This is a genomic window from Pseudomonas sp. MF6767, assembly GCF_016405475.1.
GTDB lineage: Bacteria > Pseudomonadota > Gammaproteobacteria > Pseudomonadales > Pseudomonadaceae > Aquipseudomonas > Aquipseudomonas paracarnis.
The window spans coordinates 318,616-336,566 of the sequence record NZ_JAEKCY010000002.1; the positions used below are offsets into that span (position 1 = coordinate 318,616).

The 17,951-nt window shown below is 61.3% G+C and carries 17 protein-coding genes; 8 read left to right on the plus strand and 9 right to left on the minus strand.

The genetic code is table 11. The features are described from left to right. Positions 1-536: 536 nt before the first annotated feature. The gene (locus tag JFT58_RS04740; protein ID WP_054896555.1) at positions 537-761 is read right to left on the minus strand and encodes a YdcH family protein; all 225 of its coding nucleotides are present in this window, start codon (positions 759-761) and stop codon (positions 537-539) included. A gap of 175 nt (positions 762-936) precedes the next feature. Between JFT58_RS04740 and tkt the strand changes: the two genes are divergently transcribed. Then, complete coding sequence (gene tkt, locus JFT58_RS04745) at positions 937-2,991, plus strand: transketolase (RefSeq protein ID WP_054896556.1); 2,055 nt, start codon at positions 937-939, stop codon at positions 2,989-2,991. A 30-nt stretch (positions 2,992-3,021) separates the two neighbouring features. On the opposite strand, the gene JFT58_RS04750 is transcribed toward tkt, so the two are convergent. After that, positions 3,022-3,933 carry a LysR family transcriptional regulator gene (locus JFT58_RS04750; RefSeq protein ID WP_034125760.1) on the minus strand — a complete coding sequence of 304 codons (912 nt, stop codon included), beginning with the start codon at positions 3,931-3,933 and terminating at the stop codon, positions 3,022-3,024. Positions 3,934-4,183: 250 nt separating this feature from the next. Between JFT58_RS04750 and JFT58_RS04755 the strand changes: the two genes are divergently transcribed. The 3 genes from JFT58_RS04755 (at position 4,184) to JFT58_RS04765 (ending at position 7,205) form a co-directional block, all read left to right on the plus strand. Beyond that, positions 4,184-5,599: a purine-cytosine permease family protein gene (locus tag JFT58_RS04755; RefSeq protein ID WP_054896557.1), complete on the plus strand. Its 1,416-nt coding sequence runs from the start codon at positions 4,184-4,186 to the stop codon at positions 5,597-5,599. A gap of 221 nt (positions 5,600-5,820) precedes the next feature. Continuing rightward, a complete protein-coding gene (locus JFT58_RS04760; protein WP_054896558.1) occupies positions 5,821-6,333 on the plus strand; it encodes a GNAT family N-acetyltransferase in 513 nt (170 codons plus the stop codon). A 305-nt stretch (positions 6,334-6,638) separates the two neighbouring features. Further along, positions 6,639-7,205 (plus strand): hypothetical protein, encoded by a 567-nt coding sequence (locus JFT58_RS04765; RefSeq protein WP_127881287.1) that lies wholly within the window; start codon positions 6,639-6,641, stop codon positions 7,203-7,205. Positions 7,206-7,351: 146 nt separating this feature from the next. On the opposite strand, the gene JFT58_RS04770 is transcribed toward JFT58_RS04765, so the two are convergent. Beyond that, positions 7,352-8,548 (minus strand): TPM domain-containing protein, encoded by a 1,197-nt coding sequence (locus JFT58_RS04770; protein WP_054896560.1) that lies wholly within the window; start codon positions 8,546-8,548, stop codon positions 7,352-7,354. 131 nt (positions 8,549-8,679) lie between these two features. Here JFT58_RS04770 and JFT58_RS04775 point away from each other — a divergent pair, with 131 nt between their 5' ends. Beyond that, positions 8,680-9,495 (plus strand): alpha/beta fold hydrolase, encoded by an 816-nt coding sequence (locus JFT58_RS04775; protein ID WP_054896561.1) that lies wholly within the window; start codon positions 8,680-8,682, stop codon positions 9,493-9,495. Further along, a complete protein-coding gene (locus JFT58_RS04780; RefSeq protein ID WP_034125767.1) occupies positions 9,485-10,621 on the plus strand; it encodes a PAS domain-containing sensor histidine kinase in 1,137 nt (378 codons plus the stop codon). Before JFT58_RS04775 ends, JFT58_RS04780 begins: the two co-directional genes overlap by 11 nt. On the opposite strand, the gene dapF is transcribed toward JFT58_RS04780, so the two are convergent. After that, the gene (gene dapF, locus JFT58_RS04785; RefSeq protein ID WP_054896562.1) at positions 10,618-11,421 is read right to left on the minus strand and encodes a diaminopimelate epimerase; all 804 of its coding nucleotides are present in this window, start codon (positions 11,419-11,421) and stop codon (positions 10,618-10,620) included. The two genes, JFT58_RS04780 and dapF, sit on opposite strands and share 4 nt — an antisense overlap. 160 nt (positions 11,422-11,581) lie before the next feature. On the opposite strand from dapF, the gene JFT58_RS04790 reads away from it, so the two are divergent. Continuing rightward, positions 11,582-12,079 (plus strand): AAA family ATPase, encoded by a 498-nt coding sequence (locus JFT58_RS04790; protein ID WP_034125769.1) that lies wholly within the window; start codon positions 11,582-11,584, stop codon positions 12,077-12,079. A 107-nt stretch (positions 12,080-12,186) separates the two neighbouring features. Here JFT58_RS04790 and JFT58_RS04795 read toward each other — a convergent pair whose 3' ends face one another. Genes JFT58_RS04795 through JFT58_RS04805 form a run of 3 tightly spaced genes read right to left on the minus strand, consistent with a single transcriptional unit; the run spans position 12,187 to position 14,441 of the window. Then, on the minus strand, positions 12,187-12,597 hold the full coding sequence (locus JFT58_RS04795; RefSeq protein ID WP_198834303.1) for an SRPBCC family protein: 411 nt from the start codon (positions 12,595-12,597) through the stop codon (positions 12,187-12,189). Positions 12,598-12,621: 24 nt separating this feature from the next. Then, entirely contained in the window at positions 12,622-13,419 is a 798-nt protein-coding gene (locus JFT58_RS04800; protein WP_054896564.1) for an SDR family NAD(P)-dependent oxidoreductase, read from the minus strand. 11 nt (positions 13,420-13,430) lie between these two features. Beyond that, complete coding sequence (locus JFT58_RS04805) at positions 13,431-14,441, minus strand: aldo/keto reductase (RefSeq protein ID WP_054896565.1); 1,011 nt, start codon at positions 14,439-14,441, stop codon at positions 13,431-13,433. A gap of 112 nt (positions 14,442-14,553) precedes the next feature. Here JFT58_RS04805 and JFT58_RS04810 point away from each other — a divergent pair, with 112 nt between their 5' ends. Then, positions 14,554-15,438 carry a LysR substrate-binding domain-containing protein gene (locus tag JFT58_RS04810; RefSeq protein ID WP_054896566.1) on the plus strand — a complete coding sequence of 295 codons (885 nt, stop codon included), beginning with the start codon at positions 14,554-14,556 and terminating at the stop codon, positions 15,436-15,438. A gap of 130 nt (positions 15,439-15,568) precedes the next feature. Here the strand turns inward: JFT58_RS04810 and JFT58_RS04815 are convergent, their stop codons facing one another. Further along, positions 15,569-16,861: an NAD(P)/FAD-dependent oxidoreductase gene (locus tag JFT58_RS04815; protein WP_054896567.1), complete on the minus strand. Its 1,293-nt coding sequence runs from the start codon at positions 16,859-16,861 to the stop codon at positions 15,569-15,571. After that, positions 16,858-17,946, minus strand: coding sequence for a polyamine ABC transporter substrate-binding protein (locus JFT58_RS04820; protein ID WP_054896568.1), 1,089 nt, complete (start codon positions 17,944-17,946; stop codon positions 16,858-16,860). The genes JFT58_RS04815 and JFT58_RS04820 overlap by 4 nt, the downstream gene beginning before the upstream one ends. Positions 17,947-17,951: the final 5 nt, after the last annotated feature.

The window sequence follows — 17,951 nt, forward strand, 5'->3', positions numbered from 1 at the left end:
TGGTGGGGCAAGAGCCTTTTGCTTACTTTTGTCTGGGCCGGCATTCCGGCTTTTCAAAAGTGAGCCGCTGTAAAAGCGGAACCCTAAGTGGCCGTTACCGCAGGAATGGATATACACCCGGTATACCTGCGTCGCCTGTCAGGCCGCCTTCGCGAGCAAGCCCGCTCCCACAGTTGGATCGCGGTGTGTCAGGTAGGTAGGCGTCGGCTGGGAGGCCGCCATCGCAGGCAAGCCAGCTCCCACAGACGGCATTTGCAGCCGACCGATTCGGCCCTGTGTTGCATGAATTCTGAGGATGCCCACCCGGCTCAAACAACGCAATCCTTGCGCCGCAACAAGCCCCAGAGCCGAGTGGACGGGGGCATCATAAGGAGAGAAGCGACACTTGTCCTCCAGACAATTCTGAACAAATGTGCACATTCCGTGTGTGTGTGTGGCGAGGGAGCTTGCTCCCGCTGGGGTGCGAAGCGCCCCCATCGGCGGCGGCTGCGCAGCCGAACGGGAGCAAGCTCCCTCGCCACAGGTTACGGGTTTGCTTAACCCAGCCGCTGCGCAATTTCGTCTTTGATCAACAGCCGCTTCTTCTTCAGGTTCTCCACCTCTTCATCGCTGGCACTGGCTTTTTCCGCTTTTAGCACCTTGGCGTCGGCGTCGTCGTATTGAGTGAGCAGTGAGTCCAACCGGTTGTCTTGCGCCCTGCGCTTGTGAACGTCTTCCTTGCTCAATCCCAAGTCCTGATACAGGTCGTGTTTCACTGGCATGGCGTACCTCCACAGATTGATCGATGGTCTACGCCCTTGAAGCTAGCCCATTCCAACAAGCCTTGTCATGTTTGAAGTCAAGAACGACCCGTTCGTCGCGGCGCACGCGATGGGATCAAACCTTTGCCCCGCCCTGCCCTCCACTGTAGATCGCCACCCCAGGGAGAACGGTTTTATGAATCACGTTGCCACTGCTGCCGACACCCAATGCATCAATACCCTACGCACCCTGGCCATGGATGCCGTGCAGAAGGCCAATTCGGGTCACCCTGGCACGCCCATGGGCCTGGCGCCCGTGGGGTACACACTGTGGAGTCGCTTCCTGCGTTATCACCCCGAACATCCCGACTGGCCCAACCGTGACCGTTTTGTGTTGTCGGTGGGGCATGCCTCGATGTTGCTGTATTCGCTATTGCACCTGGCCGGGGTGGTAGAGATCGACGCCCACGGCAAGCGCTCCGGCCAACCGGCCGTCAGCCTCGAGGATATCAAGCAGTTCCGGCAGATGGGCTCCAAGACCCCTGGCCACCCCGAGTACCGCATGACCACAGGCGTAGAAACCACCACGGGCCCGTTGGGCCAGGGCTGCGCCAACAGCGTGGGCATGGCCATGGCTGAGCGTTGGCTGGCTCAGCGCTTCAACCGCGACGGCCAGGTGCTGTTTGACTACGACGTCTACACCCTGTGCGGTGACGGCGACATGATGGAAGGCATCAGCAGCGAAGCCGCGTCCCTGGCCGGGCACTTGAAGCTCGATAACCTGTGCTGGATCTATGACAACAACACCATCAGCATCGAGGGCCACACTGAGCTGGCGTTCAGTGAAGACGTGCTCCAACGCTTCCAGGCGTATGGCTGGCACACCGTGCATGTCACTGACGCCAATGACTTGCAGGCCTTGTGCGTGGCGCTGGAAACCTTCAAGGCCAACACCGGCGCGCCCACCTTGATCGTCGTGGACAGCGTGATCGGCTACGGCTCACCGCACAAACACAATACCGCTGCTGCCCATGGGGAGCCGTTGGGGGACGATGAAATTCGCCTGACCAAGGCCGCCTATGGCTGGCCGCAGGATTCGAGCTTGCTGGTGCCGCAAGAGGCTCGCACAGTGTTGCGCGATGCCCTTTACGAACGTGCCGAGCCGTTGTACGCCGAATGGAACCAGACCCTGGCCTCCCTCGAGCCGCAACGGGCCGATGAACTGCAACGCATGCGCGCCGGGGAAATGCCCGAGCAATGGCAAGCGCACCTGCCAGACTTTGCCGCCGATGCCAAAGGCGTCGCCAGCCGTGCCTCAGGCGGCGAAGTGTTGAATGCCTTCGCCCAACAGATCCCCTGGCTGCTGGGCGGCTCGGCGGATTTGTCGCCCTCGACCAAGACCAACCTCACCTTCGACGACGCCGGGCGTTTCAGCGCGGATGATTACAGCGGGCGCAACCTGCACTTCGGTATCCGCGAACACGCCATGGGCGCAATCGCCAACGGCATGGCGCTATCCTACCTGCGCCCGTATACCTCGACCTTCCTGGTATTCAGCGATTACATGAAACCGCCGATCCGCCTGGCGGCGATCATGGAATTACCCGTGATCTTCGTGTTTACCCATGACTCCATCGGCGTCGGCGAGGATGGACCGACCCATCAGCCTATCGAACACCTCACCCAACTGCGGGCCACGCCGGGGCTGTTGACCTTGCGCCCGGGCGATGCCAATGAAACGCTGGAATTGTGGAAAGTCGCCTTGGCCCAGACTCATCGGCCCAGCTGTGTCGTGCTGTCACGCCAGCCGCTGCCCACCCTGGATCGCACCCAGTACGCGGCGGCCTGCGGTGCGGCCAAAGGTGCCTACGTGCTGGCCAGTGCGCAAGAGCCTGAGGTCATCCTGATAGGAACAGGCAGCGAAGTCAGCCTGGCGGTCGCCGCGTATGAGCAGCTCAAAGGTGAAGGCATTGCCGCCAGCGTGGTATCGATGCCCAGTTGGGAGCTGTTTGAAGACCAGGATCAAGCCTACCGCGACAGCGTGTTGCCGCCCGCAGTGAAAGCCCGCGTGGTGGTGGAACAGGCAGGTCCCTTGGGCTGGGACCGCTATGTCGGGCAGACCGGCGCCAAGGTGGTGATGAACAGCTTTGGCGCCTCGGCACCGCTGGCAAAGTTGCAGGAGAAATTCGGGTTTACCCTGGACAATGTGGTGAAGCTGGCCAAGCAACAGGTCCAGTTGGCCGAGCACTGACCCGCATAAGCGCGCGGGGCTGGTTCGCAGTCACGCCAGTAACCGCGCAAGTTCTTCACGGCAATAGTCGACAAACAATTGCACCGGCTTGGTCAGCGGTGCACGGCGCAACCACACGGCCGACAACCCGGACCCCGTGACCGTTTCCGCCAAGGGAATGCACACCACCTTCTGCCCATCATAGGTGTACTCGCTGAAGGGTTTGGTCACCAGGATCGAGAACCCGAACCCGCGCCCCACCATGCCCCGCACCATTTCGATGGAGGGCGAGCTGAATACGATATTCGGGGTCAGCCCGCGCTCTTCGAAGATGCTCACGAAGTAGGTACGGCTGGGCAACACGTCCAGCAAAATCATTGGCTCCAGCACCAGGTCGGCCAGGGACACCCTGGCCTGCTGGGCGAAGCGGTGATCGGCCGGCAGCAGCGCATAGGGCTGTTGGGGCGGCATCAGCGGCGTGGTCTCGATGGTGCCGCCCAGGTCGTGCTCAAACAACATCGCCACGTCGATACTGCCTGCGGTCAGCGCCTGCACCAATTCCTGCTGCTCGCCATCGCGGATGCGGATCTCCACCCCTGGCCAGCGTGCCTTGAAGCCGGCGATCAAGCGTGGCAGGTACAACGGCGCCACGGTTTCAAAGCAGCCGATGTCGATCTGCCCGGCCACCACGTCATTATCCGCCAGGGCGTTCTGCTCGAACTCATGGGCCACCCGCAACAGCTCCAACGCCTTGCGATAAAAGCGCGCGCCACTGGGCGTAAGGGAAACGCCCTGGGCGTGGTGGCGGATAAACAGCTGCACGCCAAAGCTGTCTTCCAGCTGTTTGATCGCCGTGGACACCGACGGCTGGGCGATATACAGCTTGCGCGACGCCTCGGCGACGCTGCCGCATTCGGCCGTGGTCACAAAATATCTGAGCTGGCGCAGGTTGTAGGCAGCCATCGGCACCTCCATAAACGTGGGTTTTCGCCCCAAACAGGTGCGCAGATACACCGGTTTTTCAAGCCATTGAAGCCCATGCAACATACCGGAGCATAAAACCACGTGAGATATTTTTTTTAAGGTCTATAGCAACAAACTTACTAATTTACCTGCCTGCGCCCATTACAGATGATCACTCCAACAACAAAGCGCCGCCCGTGCAGCGCATAGCGAAGTACGTCCACGTACTCACCTTGCCTTGGAGCTCGTCATGGTCACCACTGCAACATCCTCCGCCCCGCTCATCGAAAAACACACGATTGGATACGTGCCCCCGGAAGATCGCCATGGAAAGGTAAGAGACCTGTTCACCCTGTGGTTCGGCGGCAACATCGCGCCGTTGCCGATCGTCACTGGCGCACTGGGTGTGCAACTGTTCCACCTCAACCTGGTGTGGGGCATTGTCGCCATTCTTGTCGGCCATTTGGTCGGCGGTGTGTTGATGGCATTGCACTCAGCCCAGGGCCCGCAGATGGGCATCCCGCAGATGATCCAGAGCCGTGCTCAGTTCGGCTCCCTCGGCGCGTTGCTGGTGGTGGTGATTGCCGGGGTGATGTACATCGGCTTCTTCGCCTCCAACATTGTGCTGGCCGGTAAATCCCTGCACGGCGTGGTGGACGTCGTACCTGTACCGGTGGGCATCGTTATCGGTGCCATTGGTTCCGGGATCATCGGCATCATCGGCTATCGCTTCATCCACGTACTCAATCGAATCGGCACCTGGGTACTGGGCGCCGGCATCGTGCTGGGCTTTGGCTACATCTTCACCCATGTGCAGACCACGGATTTCCTCACCCGTGGCAGCTTCAATATATCCGGCTGGCTGGCCACCGTTTCCCTGGCCGCGCTATGGCAGATCGCCTTTGCGCCCTACGTGTCGGACTATTCGCGCTACCTGCCAGCCGACGTGCCGGTAGCCGCCACCTTCTGGACCACCTACCTGGGCTCGGCGCTGGGGTCGAGCCTGGCGTTCATCTTCGGCGCCGTGGCAGTGCTCGCCACGCCGGTAGGCATGGACACCATGGACGCCGTCAAACTCGCCACCGGCGCCATCGGCCCGTTGATGCTGGTGCTGTTCCTGCTCAGCGTGATCAGCCACAACGCCCTCAACCTGTACGGCGCGGTGCTGTCGATCATCACCCTGGTACAGACCTTCGCCTACCGCTGGATCCCGACCGCGAAAAGCCGTGCGGTGATCTCCATCATCGTGCTGGCCGCCTGTTCGATTGCGGCGGTGTTTGCCTCCCAAGACTTCATCGGCCACTTCGTCGACATGGTGCTGGTGCTGCTCGTGGTGCTGGTGCCCTGGACGGCGATCAACCTGATCGACTTCTACGCCATTCATAAAGGCCAATACGACATCGCCTCGATCTTCCGTGTAGATGGCGGCATCTACGGCAAGTACAACCCGCAAGCGCTGCTGGCCTATGCGGTGGGGATCGCGGTGCAGATTCCGTTCATGAACACGCCGCTGTACGTCGGGCCGATTTCGCAGCACATCAACGGCGCGGACTTGTCGTGGGTGGTGGGGCTGGCGGTGACCTCGCCGTTGTACTTCTGGTTGGCGAGTCGGGACAGTGCGTATAAGCGCCGGATGGACAGTGGCAAGTTGGTGGGAGGGGTTTGATACAGACTCTCGGTCGCGCCTGCCCTACCCTTACAACGTGTAGGAGCGCGCTTGCTCGCGAAAACTCGCAGGCGCCGCGTTCATCCAGGAGGCGCGCGTTATCGTTGACGTTTTTCGCGAGCAAGCTCGCTCCTACAAGGGGTGATGAATGGCTGTGCGGTGCCATAGGCCCGATGTTTCTCTATGATGTGGCCTTTCACTGAACATCCCTGGAACCGCCCATGCCCACTCTCACCCTGCGCAACGCCCTGCCCACCGACGCCGCACGCTGCTTTCACATTGAAACCACCGCTTACGAAGGCGACGAAGCCGCAACGCTTGAAAAGATCGCCACGCGCATCGCGCAGTATCCCGAGGGATTTCTGATACTGGAGGAAGATGGCGCAGTGGTGGGGTTCATCAACTCGGGCTGTGCCCATGAGGTGGTAATGTCGGACGAGGCTTTCAAGGAGTTGGTGGGCCATGACGTCGAGGCGCCGAATGTGGTGATCATGTCGGTAGTGGTCGACCCGGCCCATCAAGGCAAAGGCTATGCAAAAAAACTGATGACCGCGTTCGTGCAGCGCATGGGAACACTGGGCAAGCAGACGATTCATCTAATGTGCAAGCAACAGCATGTGCCGTTGTACACCCGCATGGGCTATACCTACGTGCGCCCTTCGCCGTCGGATCACGGTGGGATGGCGTGGCATGAAATGGTGATGGCGTTGAAAGCCACACCGTCGCAGTTGTGATTGTGTGTTGCAAGGCATGAAACTGCCGAAAAGCCGTGCAGGGAACGAATGCTTTTCAACAGGTAAAAATCCTGGATTTGTCTGTGCTGTCTGACGTCAAGCCTGACGCTGCAAAGCGTTATCTCAGATTGTGCCTACAGCAACTTCTCCCGCTGTATGAGCTAACCACACAGGGGTTTCACACGCTTACATTCACGCGAAACAGGCCACATTGAGTGAAGGTTCCGGGCGCTGTAGCCTGCGAAACACCCCGCCAGGACCCTGCCCCGGCGGGGCATCTTCCTGGCTATCACAGAGGTGTAATCGTGTCTTCAATCAGTGGCTTCACCCCATCCATCCCGACCCATCAACCTGTTGACGCAAACAAGATCGATAACGATAAACCCAGGTACAACCCCTTGGAAGAAAACAGGGTTGGCGATGATGCAGAAGTGTCCGATGGCAAGTGCGGCTGGAAGAGCGTCGGCGACGAATATCGGGCCTACGCCAATCGCAATCGGTTTGATCGCCTCTTCCTGCCTTCGGACAAAAAAGCCATCCACGTCGCTCAGGTCCATCCTCTTCCCCATCGGTTTGATCACCACTTCGTGCCTTCGGACAAAAAGGTCATCGACGACGCGCAGTTCCACCCTCTTCCCCATCGGTTTGATCAGATCTTCCTGCCTTCGGACAAAAAGGTCATCGACGACGCGCAGATCCACCCTCTTCCCCGTCGGTTTGATCACCTCTGCCTGCCTTCGGACAAAAAGGTCATCGACGACGCGCAGATCCCCCCTCTTCCCCATCGGTTTGATCACGGTTACCTGCCTGCGGACCAAAAGGTCATCGACGACGCTCCGAGCGTCGCCAATCGCGCCCCCATAGATTCCTAAATCAAATCCGGCGGCAAGGGCGGTTGGGTCAAGGCGTAACAGTGCAAACGACTGTTTGCTATCCAAGCCGTTGCGCCTCCCCATGGTATTGCCAAACACGCGCTTGCCATGGGTGGGGTGCGAAAGCGTGGGCATCCGCCAGCGAGTCACCAACTGCCGGAAGCCCCACCACCGCCACTGGAACCACCACCACCACCGGACGAGCTGCTGCTAGAACTGCTGGAACTTGAACCGGAGCCACCGCCCGAGCCAGATCCAGCCCCCTCGCCAACCTTGCCAAAGATAATCAGCGCGACAAACGATGCGATAGGAAACGCCAGCAGCCAGCCGTCGCGGCCGCCGTCAATCACCCATCCTGCCACCACGTACACCACTACCGCCGCCAGCAGCCGCACGATAAAACCGGCGCGGCTGGTGCGCCATGTCTCTCTCATGATCAGCAGCAGTACCAGGTACAACCCCAGCACCACCAAGACGCCCAATGGCCACAGCAGCCAATGGATGAAACTGACATCCACGTACTGGTTTGCCATAACCAACCCGAGGCTGTAAGCCAGCAGCCCGATCACACAGTAAAACAGCGTACGCACCTGCCACAGCGCGCCGAATATCGCGCCGCCTATCAACAGCGTCAGCGGCACGACAAACAGGAACATCGGCCACTCCCAACCGCCCGCCAGCAGCGTCAACAACAGCGTGGCCGCCACGGCGGCGATCAACGCCTTGCGCCAATGCAGCTTGCCGGCTGCAATCGCCACGCCGCCCAAGCCGCCCAGGATAAGCGCCGCCAACAATGCCATGAATTGGGGGTTGATCCCGGCTCCCGCCAGTTGCGGCAGGTCACCGCCGTCCACCAGCACGGTCAGGGCGTCCACCCCCTGTTGCACACCGCCGGCAAAATCGCCCTGGCGAAACGCCGGGGTGATCTGTTCTTCAATAATACGATGGGCCAGCAGGTCGGTGACGATGCCTTCCAGGCCGTAGCCCACCTCGATACGTACCTTGCGGTCGTCCTTGGCCACCACCAGCAGGATGCCGTCGTTGACGTCCTTGCGTCCCAGTTTCCAGGCACGAAACAGCTGGTTGGCGTAGCCTTCGATATCGGCGCTGCCGGTGGTTGGCACCAGCAATACCGCCACTTGCGCGCCTTTGCGTTGTTCAAGGTCAGCCAGTTGTTGCTTGAGGCGCTGGGCGGTGCCCGAGTCGAGGGTGTTTGTCAGGTCAATGACCCGCTGATCAAGGGCTACCCCAATCGGCGAGGTGTCCGCATGAGCGGTGATCAACAGGCTGGAAAATACCAGGGCCAGTAGGCTGAACACCGATTGCCGCACAAGCACGATCATGTATGGTTACCTGAAGTCTCTCCCTGAAGGCGCCGACTTTACCTTATCTGCGTGCAAACGCGTGACCCAGGGCCTGCGACTATCTAAACTGCCGATCAGCTGCATAGCAATAAGCCATCTACGGGACGCCCATGGACCTAAGTCACCGCAACAATGTACATGTGATGGGCAACGGTCCCTCGACCCTGGTGTTTTCCCACGGTTTCGGTTGCAACCAGGCCATGTGGGATGCCCTGGCGCCGCACTTTCTCGACCGCTTTCGCGTGGTGCTGTATGACCTGGTTGGCGCCGGCCTGTCGGACTTGAGTGCGTTCGACAAAGCCAAATACAGCCGCCTGGATGGCTATGCCCATGACCTGAACGAGATTATCGACGCCTACGCCCAAGGCCCGGTGATTCTAGTGGGCCACTCGGTGAGCTCGATGATCGGCACTCTCGCTGATCGTTTCATCCCGGAACGCATTGCCGCGCATGTGATGATTGGCCCATCGCCGCGCTATATCGATACTGAGGAGTATGTCGGCGGTTTCAAGCACGATGACATCGACGACCTGCTCGACACCCTCGACAGCAACTACCTTGGCTGGTCCAGCGCCATGGCCCCGGTGATCATGGGCGCCCCGACGCAGCCGCACCTGAGCGAGGTGCTCACCGACAGCTTCTGTCGCACCGAGCCGGACATCGCCAAGCAGTTCGCCCGCGTGACCTTCCTGTCGGATAACCGCCAGGATGTGTTCGGCCTGACCACCCCGGTGCTGATCCTGCAATCGACCGACGACCTGATCGCCCCCGTGGCCGTGGGTGAATACCTGCACACCGTATTACCTAACAGCACTTATTGCCTGGTCGAGAATGTCGGCCATTGCCCGCATATGAGCGCCCCCCAGGCGTGTGCCGCGGCGATGGACCGGTTCCTGGCCCCTTGGGCGGCTGCCGATGCCCGTTGACCCGCTGTTTGACAGCGCGGCCTGTGCCCTGGCGGTGACCCAGGAAGATGGCACGATCCTGCACGTCAACCCACGCTTGTGCGATTGGCTGGGCTTCACGGCGGCCCAACTGCTGGGCCGGCGTTTCCAGGACCTGCTGGCCATGGGCGGGCGGATTTTCTACCAGACGCACCTGGCGCCAATGCTGCGCATGCACGGCAGCGTCACCGAGGTGAAGCTCGACATCCGCCATTGCAACGGGCACAAAGTCACGGTCTTGCTCAATGCCAACCAGCGCCAGCAGCCGGACGGCGTGGTGTATGACCTGGCGCTGTTCGGCACCACCGACCGTGACAAGTACGAGCGCGAACTGCTCAATGCGCGCAAGCAGGCCGAAGCCCTGCTGCAGGAAAAAACCGCCACGGAACTGGCCCTGCAACAGGCCCAGGCCGAGCTGAGCGAGGCCTATGCCATTGCCCAGCGCCGGGCGTTGTTTGCCGAACAGATGGTGGCGATTGTCAGCCACGACCTGAAAAACCCTCTGACTGCGATCCGCATGGCCGCCGACTTTCTCCAGCGCGGCGAGCGCACGGCCAAGGAGCGCCAGCTACTGGGGCACATCGGCCAGTCTTCCGAACGCGCCCATCGCATGATCGCCGACCTGCTGGACTTCACCCAGGCCCGGGTCGGCCAGGGCATTACCATCAAGCCGCAACCGCTGGACCTGCATGGCGTTATTCATCGCAGCGTCGACGAACTGCGGGTGGCCTTCCCCAAGGCCACGCTGGTGCATCACGCCGAGGGCCAGGGCGACGCCTGCCTGGACGCCGACCGTGTGCAACAGATGATCGGTAACCTGGTGGCCAACAGCGTGGCCTATGGCGACTTGCTGCAGCCGATTACCATCACCTCACGCCTGGGCGACAACACCTGCGCGGTTGCGGTGCACAACCACGGCCCGGCGATTCCGCAAACCCTGCTGGCCGGGTTGTTCGAACCCATGACCCGCGGCACCGACCAAGGCAGCGACGTGCGTAGCGTAGGCCTGGGCCTGTATATCGTGCGCGAACTGGCCAAAGTACATGGCGGCGACGTGGCGGTGAGTTCCTGTGCGAGTGCCGGCACCACGTTTACCGTGAAGTTCTAGTCCAGGTACGCGGTGCCCTGCATGATCGGCTCGACACGGCCGGTCAATATCACGCCGCCCTGCCCGTCCCATTGCACCGTGACCGCGCCACCGTCGCACTGGACTTCCACACGCTCATCGAGCAGCCCTCGCCGGATGCCGCTGACGACCGCCCCGCAACAGCATGAGCCGGACCCCAGCGGCACACCGCCGCCACGCTCCCAGATACGCAGGCGGATATGGCCGCGGTCCAGCACTTGCACGAAATGCACATTGGTCCTGGCCGGAAACAGCGGGTGAACTTCCAGGGCCAAGCCCATGGCCTCAATATCGAGCGCAGTCACATCCTCTACAAAAAACGTGCAATGCGGGTTGCCCATGCTGCACGCTGCCGGCTGGCCGTCGATAGGCAACACGCAGGTGTCCATCGCCTTGGCCAAGGGTACCGACGCCCAGCCCAGCGAGGGTGCGCCCATGTCCACCGACACCCGCTGCCCATCAGCACGTGTGCATGTCAGCAAACCGCGGTCGCTAAGCAGCACAATCGTCTCGGCACCTGCCTCATGCATCAGGCGATCGGCCACGCCACGAGTCGCGCTGCCGCAGGTTTGCAGGCGTGTTCCGTCGGGGTTCCAGAACTGAACGCGCGCGGCGGCCTGCTCACAGTCGAGCACCACCGCCAGTTGATTGAAACCGATGCCGGTGCGGCGGTTACGCAGATGGCGGGCAATCTGCGCATTAATGGGGTTATCCTCGCCACGGCGGTCGATGATAATGAAGTCATCGCCGTGGGCGTGCATCTTCACGAACGGCAGGGTCATGGGCGCTCCTGTGGGTGAAATGAATCACGCGGTTCTAATACCACTGTAGGAGCGAGCTTGCTCGCGAAAAACTCACAGGCACCGCGTTTATTCAGGCAGTACGCGTTTTGTTGGCGTTTTTCGCGAGCAAGCTCGCTCCTACATATGGGGTTGATGGGTCATGCTTATTGTATTCAGCGGCTTGCCTGGCAGTGGCAAGACCACGATTGCCAGGGAGCTGGCGCGACAGTTGGGCGCGGTTTACCTGCGTATTGATGTGATTGAGCAGGCGCTGCGGGAGGCTGCGGTGTTGGCGGGCGATGTGGGGGCCAGTGGCTACGGTGTGGCGAATGCGCTGGCGCTGAGTAACCTGCGCCTGGGACAGCGGGTAATCGCCGATTGTGTGAACCCGGTGAAGGAAAGCCGCGATGCCTGGCAAGCGGTGGCGACAGCGGCCGGCGTGGCACTGATCAATATCGAGGTAGTGTGTACCGATCAGCAGGCGCATCGGCGCCGAGTCGAAGGGCGTGTGGGCGATATTCCGGGGCTGGTGCCACCGACCTGGGAATCGGTACAGGTGCATGAGTATGAACGCTGGGAGGTACCACCGTTCAGGCTGGATACGGCGCAGATGACGCCGGCAGAGGCTGTCGCGGCAGCCTTGCTCCATATAGGCTAAACCCCACCTGTGGCGAGGGAGCTTGCTCCCGCTGGGGCGCGAAGCGGCCCCGCTCTTTGTGGGACTGCTACGCAGTCCAGCGGGAGCAAGCTCCCTCGCCACAATCTTTAGAAGTTACCGCGCAGCGCCTCAAGCCCGCCTTCGTAAATACCGGCAAACAATTCCTCGACTTGCGCATCGGTGGTGCCCGCTGCCGGCGTGAACACGCCGGACCAGGTCACTTTCGCCGAGGTCTCCGTCAACGCTTCCACCTGCAAGGTCGACAGGTAAGCACTCACCGGAAACGGCGACGCTTCAATGGTGTAGCTGTAGGTGCGCGCAACGTTGTCGAAAGTCTGTAAGCGCTCGACAATCGTGCCGCCGTCAGCGGCGGTCAGGTGACGCACACGGCCACCCTCGCTCGGCTCGCTCTTGGCAATAAAAGGCAGCCAGTCGGGCAGGCTGTTGAAGCCGCTAATCAGTTGCCAGACCTGGTCGGCCGATACCGCAATTTCAATCACAGAAGAAGCTGTTGCCACAATCAATACTCCAGTCAGGAAAAATCAGATTGCCATGCTGTCGACAACGCCACCGTCGACCCGCAGCGCGGCACCGGTCGTCGCCGAAGACAGCGGTGAAGCAATGTACGCCACCAGGTTCGCCACTTCATCCACATTGGCCGCACGCTGGATGATCGAGGTGGGCCGCGCATGGCGCACAAACACATCTGCTTCGTCTCGGGCACTGCGCCCGGATTCGGCCGTGGCGTCCTTGAGCATGTGTTCCAGGCCATCGGTAAAGGTCGGCCCCGGCAAGATAGCATTCACCGTCACCCCAGTACCCGCCAGGCGCTTGGCCACTCCGTGGGACACCGCCAGGTTGGCGCTTTTGGTCACTCCGTAGTTGATCATGTCAGCCGGCGTCGCCACGCCAGATTCCGACGACACGAAGATCACCCGACCCCAGCCCTGCTCGACCATACCCGGCACATAATGCCGCGCCAGGCGCACGCCGGAGATCACATTGACCTCATAGAAGCGCGCCCACTCACTGTCCGGCGCGTCGAAGAAATCCACCGCGTCGAAGATGCCCAGGTTGTTGACCAGAATGTCGGCGCGGGGTTCGGCGGCGAAGAGTTTCTGTGCGCCTTCAACGGTCCCGAGGTCGGCCACTAAACCACGCAGTTGAGCAGCGGGAATCGCCTGGCGAATGCTCGCCAAGGCGTCGTCCACCTTGCCTGCATCACGCCCGATCACCACCACCGTGGCGCCGGATTGCGCCAGGGCCTGGCTGATGCCCAGGCCGATACCGGCGGTGCTGCCGCTGACAATAGCCACTTTGCCGCTTACATCAATCTTCATGCTCAAGCTCCTTAACGTGAGAGAGGCAAAGGTGCACGGTCCGAGATCAAGCGGGCCCCGCGCAACGCTTGCCAGAAGGCTGCTGGAATCTGCTCAGACAACGCCGCGACGTCTTCGGCAATCCGCCCCGGACGACTGGCACCGGGAATCACCGCCGCCACCGCCGGATGCGCCAGTGAGAACTGTAGCGCAGCGGCCTTGATACTGACGCCAAACGTCTGGGCAATTGCCTTGATCTGCTCGACCTTGGCAATGATCGCCGGGCTGGCTTGCTGGTATTCAAAATGCGCACCGCCAGCGAGGATGCCGGAGCTGTACGGGCCACCGACGACGATCTCCACCTGCAGGGCGTGGGCCGCGTCCATCAGGCGCTGCAAGGCGCGGTCGTGGTCCAGCAGCGTATAGCGACCCGCCAGCAGAAAGCCGTCGGGCTGGGCTTCGGCCAGGTCCAGGGTCAACTCGCAAGGCTCGACACGATTGACGCCCAGCCCCCAGGCCTTGATCACTCCTTGCTCGCGCAAACGGGTGAGTACTTTGAAGGCACCAGTGCGGGCCTGGTTGAAGTATTCCAGCCATTGGTCGCCGTAAAAATCCTGGGCGATGTCGTGAACCCACACGATGTCCAGGCGATCGGTTTGCAGGCGTGTCAGGCTGTCTTCAATGGAGCGCAGGGTGGCGTCGGCGCTGTAGTCATTGATTATTTTATTGGGCCGGCCGTGTTCGAATACGCCGCTTTTTTCCCCAAGGTCACGGGCGGTTTCTTCGACTTCATCGAGAATTACCCGGCCAACCTTGGTGCTGAGCACGTAGTCATCGCGGTGATAGTTGGACAGGGCCTGGCCCAAGCGGATTTCCGACAGGCCCGAGCCGTAGAACGGCGCGGTATCGAAGTAACGCACGCCGTGGCTCCAGGCGGCCTCGACGGTGGCCTGGGCTTCTTCTTCGGGGATAGCGCGAAACATATTGCCCAAGGGGGCGGTGCCAAAGCCCAGTACGCCGGGCAGTGTGTCTTTCAAGCTCATGGTGGTTCCTCAATCGGTGCGAGGTCGCTGTGACCGTTGAGCAGAGGCTAGATTGCGCAGATCAGACCGTCCAAGACATACTGCGACCAACTTGAGTCCTTGCAGGTCTTACATGATTGATCTACGCCAGTTGCGCTACTTCGAAGTGGTGGCCGAAGAAGAACACGTCGGCCGCGCCGCCGAGCGCTTGCACATTTCCCAATCGCCCCTGAGTCGGCAGATCGCCCAACTCGAGGAGCGCCTGGGCCTTAGCCTGTTCGAACGCAGCCAGCAGCGTATCCGCCTGACCCGCGACGGCCAGACTTTCCTGGCCGAAACCAAGGCCCTGCTGACCCACGCCAACCGCCTGGAGTCCCTGGGCAAGCGCCTGGGCCGTGGTGAAGAAGGCGGTTTGTGCATCGGTTATATCGAGAACGCCATGCACGCCGGTGTCTTGCCCAATGCCTTGCGCATACTGCGCGACGACCGGCCCGCCGTGCATATCAAGCTGTATAACCTGCCCTCCCTGGAACAACTCGAAGGTTTGCGCCAACGCAGCCTGGACATCGCCCTGGTGGGCGAACCACCTGCCGCCGACGACCCGGACCTGACCGCCTGGCAAGTCCTCGATGACCCGATGCTGCTGGCCCTGCCCGAACAGCATCCGCTGGTTCAACACCCTGAACTGTTGCCCGAACACCTGGCCGACCAACAATGGATCGGCGTGCAGCGCAAACCTGGCGCCAACCCGGCCGATGATTTCGTCGCCGCCTGTATCCGCGCCGGTTTCACCCCGCAGATCCCCATGGAGGCCAGCGAGCCCTTTACTGCATTGGGCCTGGTCGCGTCGGAGCTAGGGGTGGCGATGGTGCAAAAGGGCCTGAGCCGCAACGCTCCACCGGGCGTGGTATTGCGCGAACTGCCGTGGCTGGCCTACACCACACCGCTGTGGGCGGCCTGGCACCGCGTCAACTTGAGGCCGTTGGTGGAAACCTTTCGCAAAGTGCTGACCGACTGATCGTTCCCACGCTCCGGTGATCGTTCCCACGCTCCGCGTGGGAATGCATCCCATGACGCTCCGCGTCACTAAACGGCGGGACGCGGAGCGTCCGCGGCGGCGTTCCCACGCAGAGCGTGGGAACGATCAATCAGAGTGCTTCGCGCAACCGATACCACAACATCCCCAACGCCAGCAGTGGCGAGCGCAGCGCCTTGCCACCGGGAAAGGTCATGTGCGGCACCTGGCTGAAAATATCCAGGCCCTGGCTTGCACCCGCGTGTATCCCTTCGGCCAGCAACCGTGCGCACCAGTGCGTCACGTTCAAGCCGTGACCGGAATAGCCTTGCGCATAGAACACGTTGGGGTACTGCTTGAGGCGCCCGACCTGGGGAAAACGGTTGGCAGTAATGCCGATCTTGCCGCCCCACTGGAATTCGATAGCCGTGTTGGCCAACTGCGGGAACACCTTGAGCATTTTCGGGCGCATGTACGCGGCGATGTCCTGGGGGTCGCGCCCCGAGTAGTGGCAGGCGCCACCGAACAACAGACGCCGGTCGGCGGTCAGCCGGTAGTAATCCAGGCCGACTTTCTGGTCGCACAGCGCCAGGTTCTGTGGGATCAACTGCTGGGCCACGGGCTCAGGCAGAGGCTCGGTGGCGATGATGTAGCTTCCCGCCGGCAGTACCTTGCCGCTCAAGCGCGGCTCCAGCTCTTCAAGATGGGCATTGCATGCCAGCACCAGGTTGGCTGCGCGCACGCTTCCGCCTGTGCAGCGCACCCGCACCGTTTCGCCATGGATCAGTTCCAGCACCGGGCTGTGCTCAAAGATACGCACCCCGAGGGCCTCAGCCGCCTGCGCTTCACCCAATATCAGGTTGAGCGGGTGCAGATGCCCGGAACCCATGTCGACCAGGCCGCCGGCATACATAGCAGAGCCCACCACCTGTGCCATGTCTTGTGGGCCGACCAGCCGCGTTTCATGGGCATACCCCACGGCCGCCAGGTGCGCCTGTTCGCCCTTGAACGCCGCGAACTGCGCCGGAGTATTGGCGAGTTCGCAAAAGCCCCAGCGCAGGTCACAGTCGATGCCGTGCTCGGCAATGCGCTGGCCCACCAGGGCAACCGAGTCGATACCGGCCCGCTCCATATAGCGCACGCCCTCCTCGCCCACGTATTTGGCGAACCCGGAGACATCATGGCCAATGCCACGGATCAATTGCCCACCGTTGCGCCCGCTTGCGCCCCAACCGATGCAGCGCGCTTCCAGCAGCACCACCGAAAGCCCGCGCTGGGCCAGTTCAATGGCGGTGTTGACCCCGGTGAAACCGCCGCCGATCACACACACATCGGCGCTCAGGTCTGCCTCAAGTGCGGGCCGCTGCACCATGGCATTCGCCGAAGCGCGGTAATAGGACGGGGCATGTTCATTGGACTGCATCATCGGTTGGACTTCACTTTGCTCCAGGCGCGGGTCATCACGCGCATGGTCGCCGGCGTAGGCGTGGTGGAGATATAGAGTTTGTCGAGTACGTCCTGGGGCGGGTACACCTCAGGATTGTTCACCAGCTCCGCAGGCATGAACGGCTTGGCGGCCGGGTTGGCGTTGGCATAGCCCACCGAGGTGCTGACCTTGGCAATCACCTCAGGCTCAAGCAGGTCGTTGATGAACGCATGGGCTTCTTTAGGGTTGCTCGCATCGGCCGGAATCGCCAACAGGTCGAACCACAGGTTGGAGCCTTCCTTGGGGATCGAGTACGCAATGTTCACCCCGTTCTTGGCTTCCTTGGCGCGGTTGGCGGCCTGGAACACGTCGCCGGAATAACCGAAGGCCACGCAGATATTGCCGTTGGCCAGATCCGAGATGTACTTGGAAGAGTGGAAATAGGTGATGTACGGCCGCAGCGTCAGCAGCTTGGCTTCGGCCTGCTTGTAGTCCTCGGCATTCTCGCTGCGTGGGTCCTTGCCCATGTAGTTGAGGATCGCCGGGAACAGCTCATCCGCTGAATCGAGGAAGGCCACGCCGCACTCATGCAGCTTCTTGATATTTTCCGGTTCAAACAGCACCGCCCACGAATCGATGCGGTCGATACCCAGCACTTGCTTGACCTTGTCGACGTTGTAGCCAATGCCATTGGTGCCCCACAGGTATGGCACCGAGTGCGCATTACCGGGGTCGTTCTGTTCCAGTAACTTCAGCAGCTTGGGGTCCAGGTTTTTGAAGTTGGGCAACTGCGCACGGTCAAGCTTGAGAAACGCACCGGCCTTCACCTGGCGTGCCAGGAAATGGTTGGACGGCACCACCACGTCATACCCGGTGCGCCCGGCCAGCAACTTGCCCTCCAGGGTTTCGTTGGAGTCGAACACATCGTAGATCACCTTGATGCCGGTCTTGGCCTGGAAGTCCGCCAAGGTGGTCTCGCCAATGTAATCGGTCCAGTTGTAGACACTCACCGTCGGCGCCGCCTGGCCGGCACTGCTGAACGCCGCGACCAGGGCCAGTGGAAGAAGCTTGTTCACAAGACGCATATCGT

Excerpts from the sequence above, each read along its gene's own strand:
- JFT58_RS04760 (WP_054896558.1), top strand. The coding sequence starts at position 5,821 with ATGCCCACTCTCACCCTGCGCAACGCCCTGCCCACCGACGCCGCACGC.
- JFT58_RS04770 (WP_054896560.1), bottom strand. The coding sequence starts at position 8,548 with ATGATCGTGCTTGTGCGGCAATCGGTGTTCAGCCTACTGGCCCTGGTA.
- dapF (WP_054896562.1), bottom strand. The coding sequence starts at position 11,421 with ATGACCCTGCCGTTCGTGAAGATGCACGCCCACGGCGATGACTTCATT.
- tkt (WP_054896556.1), top strand. The coding sequence starts at position 937 with ATGAATCACGTTGCCACTGCTGCCGACACCCAATGCATCAATACCCTA.
- JFT58_RS04790 (WP_034125769.1), top strand. The coding sequence starts at position 11,582 with ATGCTTATTGTATTCAGCGGCTTGCCTGGCAGTGGCAAGACCACGATT.
- JFT58_RS04820 (WP_054896568.1), bottom strand. The coding sequence starts at position 17,946 with ATGCGTCTTGTGAACAAGCTTCTTCCACTGGCCCTGGTCGCGGCGTTC.
- JFT58_RS04780 (WP_034125767.1), top strand. The coding sequence starts at position 9,485 with ATGCCCGTTGACCCGCTGTTTGACAGCGCGGCCTGTGCCCTGGCGGTG.
- JFT58_RS04775 (WP_054896561.1), top strand. The coding sequence starts at position 8,680 with ATGGACCTAAGTCACCGCAACAATGTACATGTGATGGGCAACGGTCCC.
- JFT58_RS04805 (WP_054896565.1), bottom strand. The coding sequence starts at position 14,441 with ATGAGCTTGAAAGACACACTGCCCGGCGTACTGGGCTTTGGCACCGCC.
- JFT58_RS04755 (WP_054896557.1), top strand. The coding sequence starts at position 4,184 with ATGGTCACCACTGCAACATCCTCCGCCCCGCTCATCGAAAAACACACG.
- JFT58_RS04810 (WP_054896566.1), top strand. The coding sequence starts at position 14,554 with ATGATTGATCTACGCCAGTTGCGCTACTTCGAAGTGGTGGCCGAAGAA.
- JFT58_RS04750 (WP_034125760.1), bottom strand. The coding sequence starts at position 3,933 with ATGGCTGCCTACAACCTGCGCCAGCTCAGATATTTTGTGACCACGGCC.
- JFT58_RS04740 (WP_054896555.1), bottom strand. The coding sequence starts at position 761 with ATGCCAGTGAAACACGACCTGTATCAGGACTTGGGATTGAGCAAGGAA.
- JFT58_RS04815 (WP_054896567.1), bottom strand. The coding sequence starts at position 16,861 with ATGATGCAGTCCAATGAACATGCCCCGTCCTATTACCGCGCTTCGGCG.
- JFT58_RS04800 (WP_054896564.1), bottom strand. The coding sequence starts at position 13,419 with ATGAAGATTGATGTAAGCGGCAAAGTGGCTATTGTCAGCGGCAGCACC.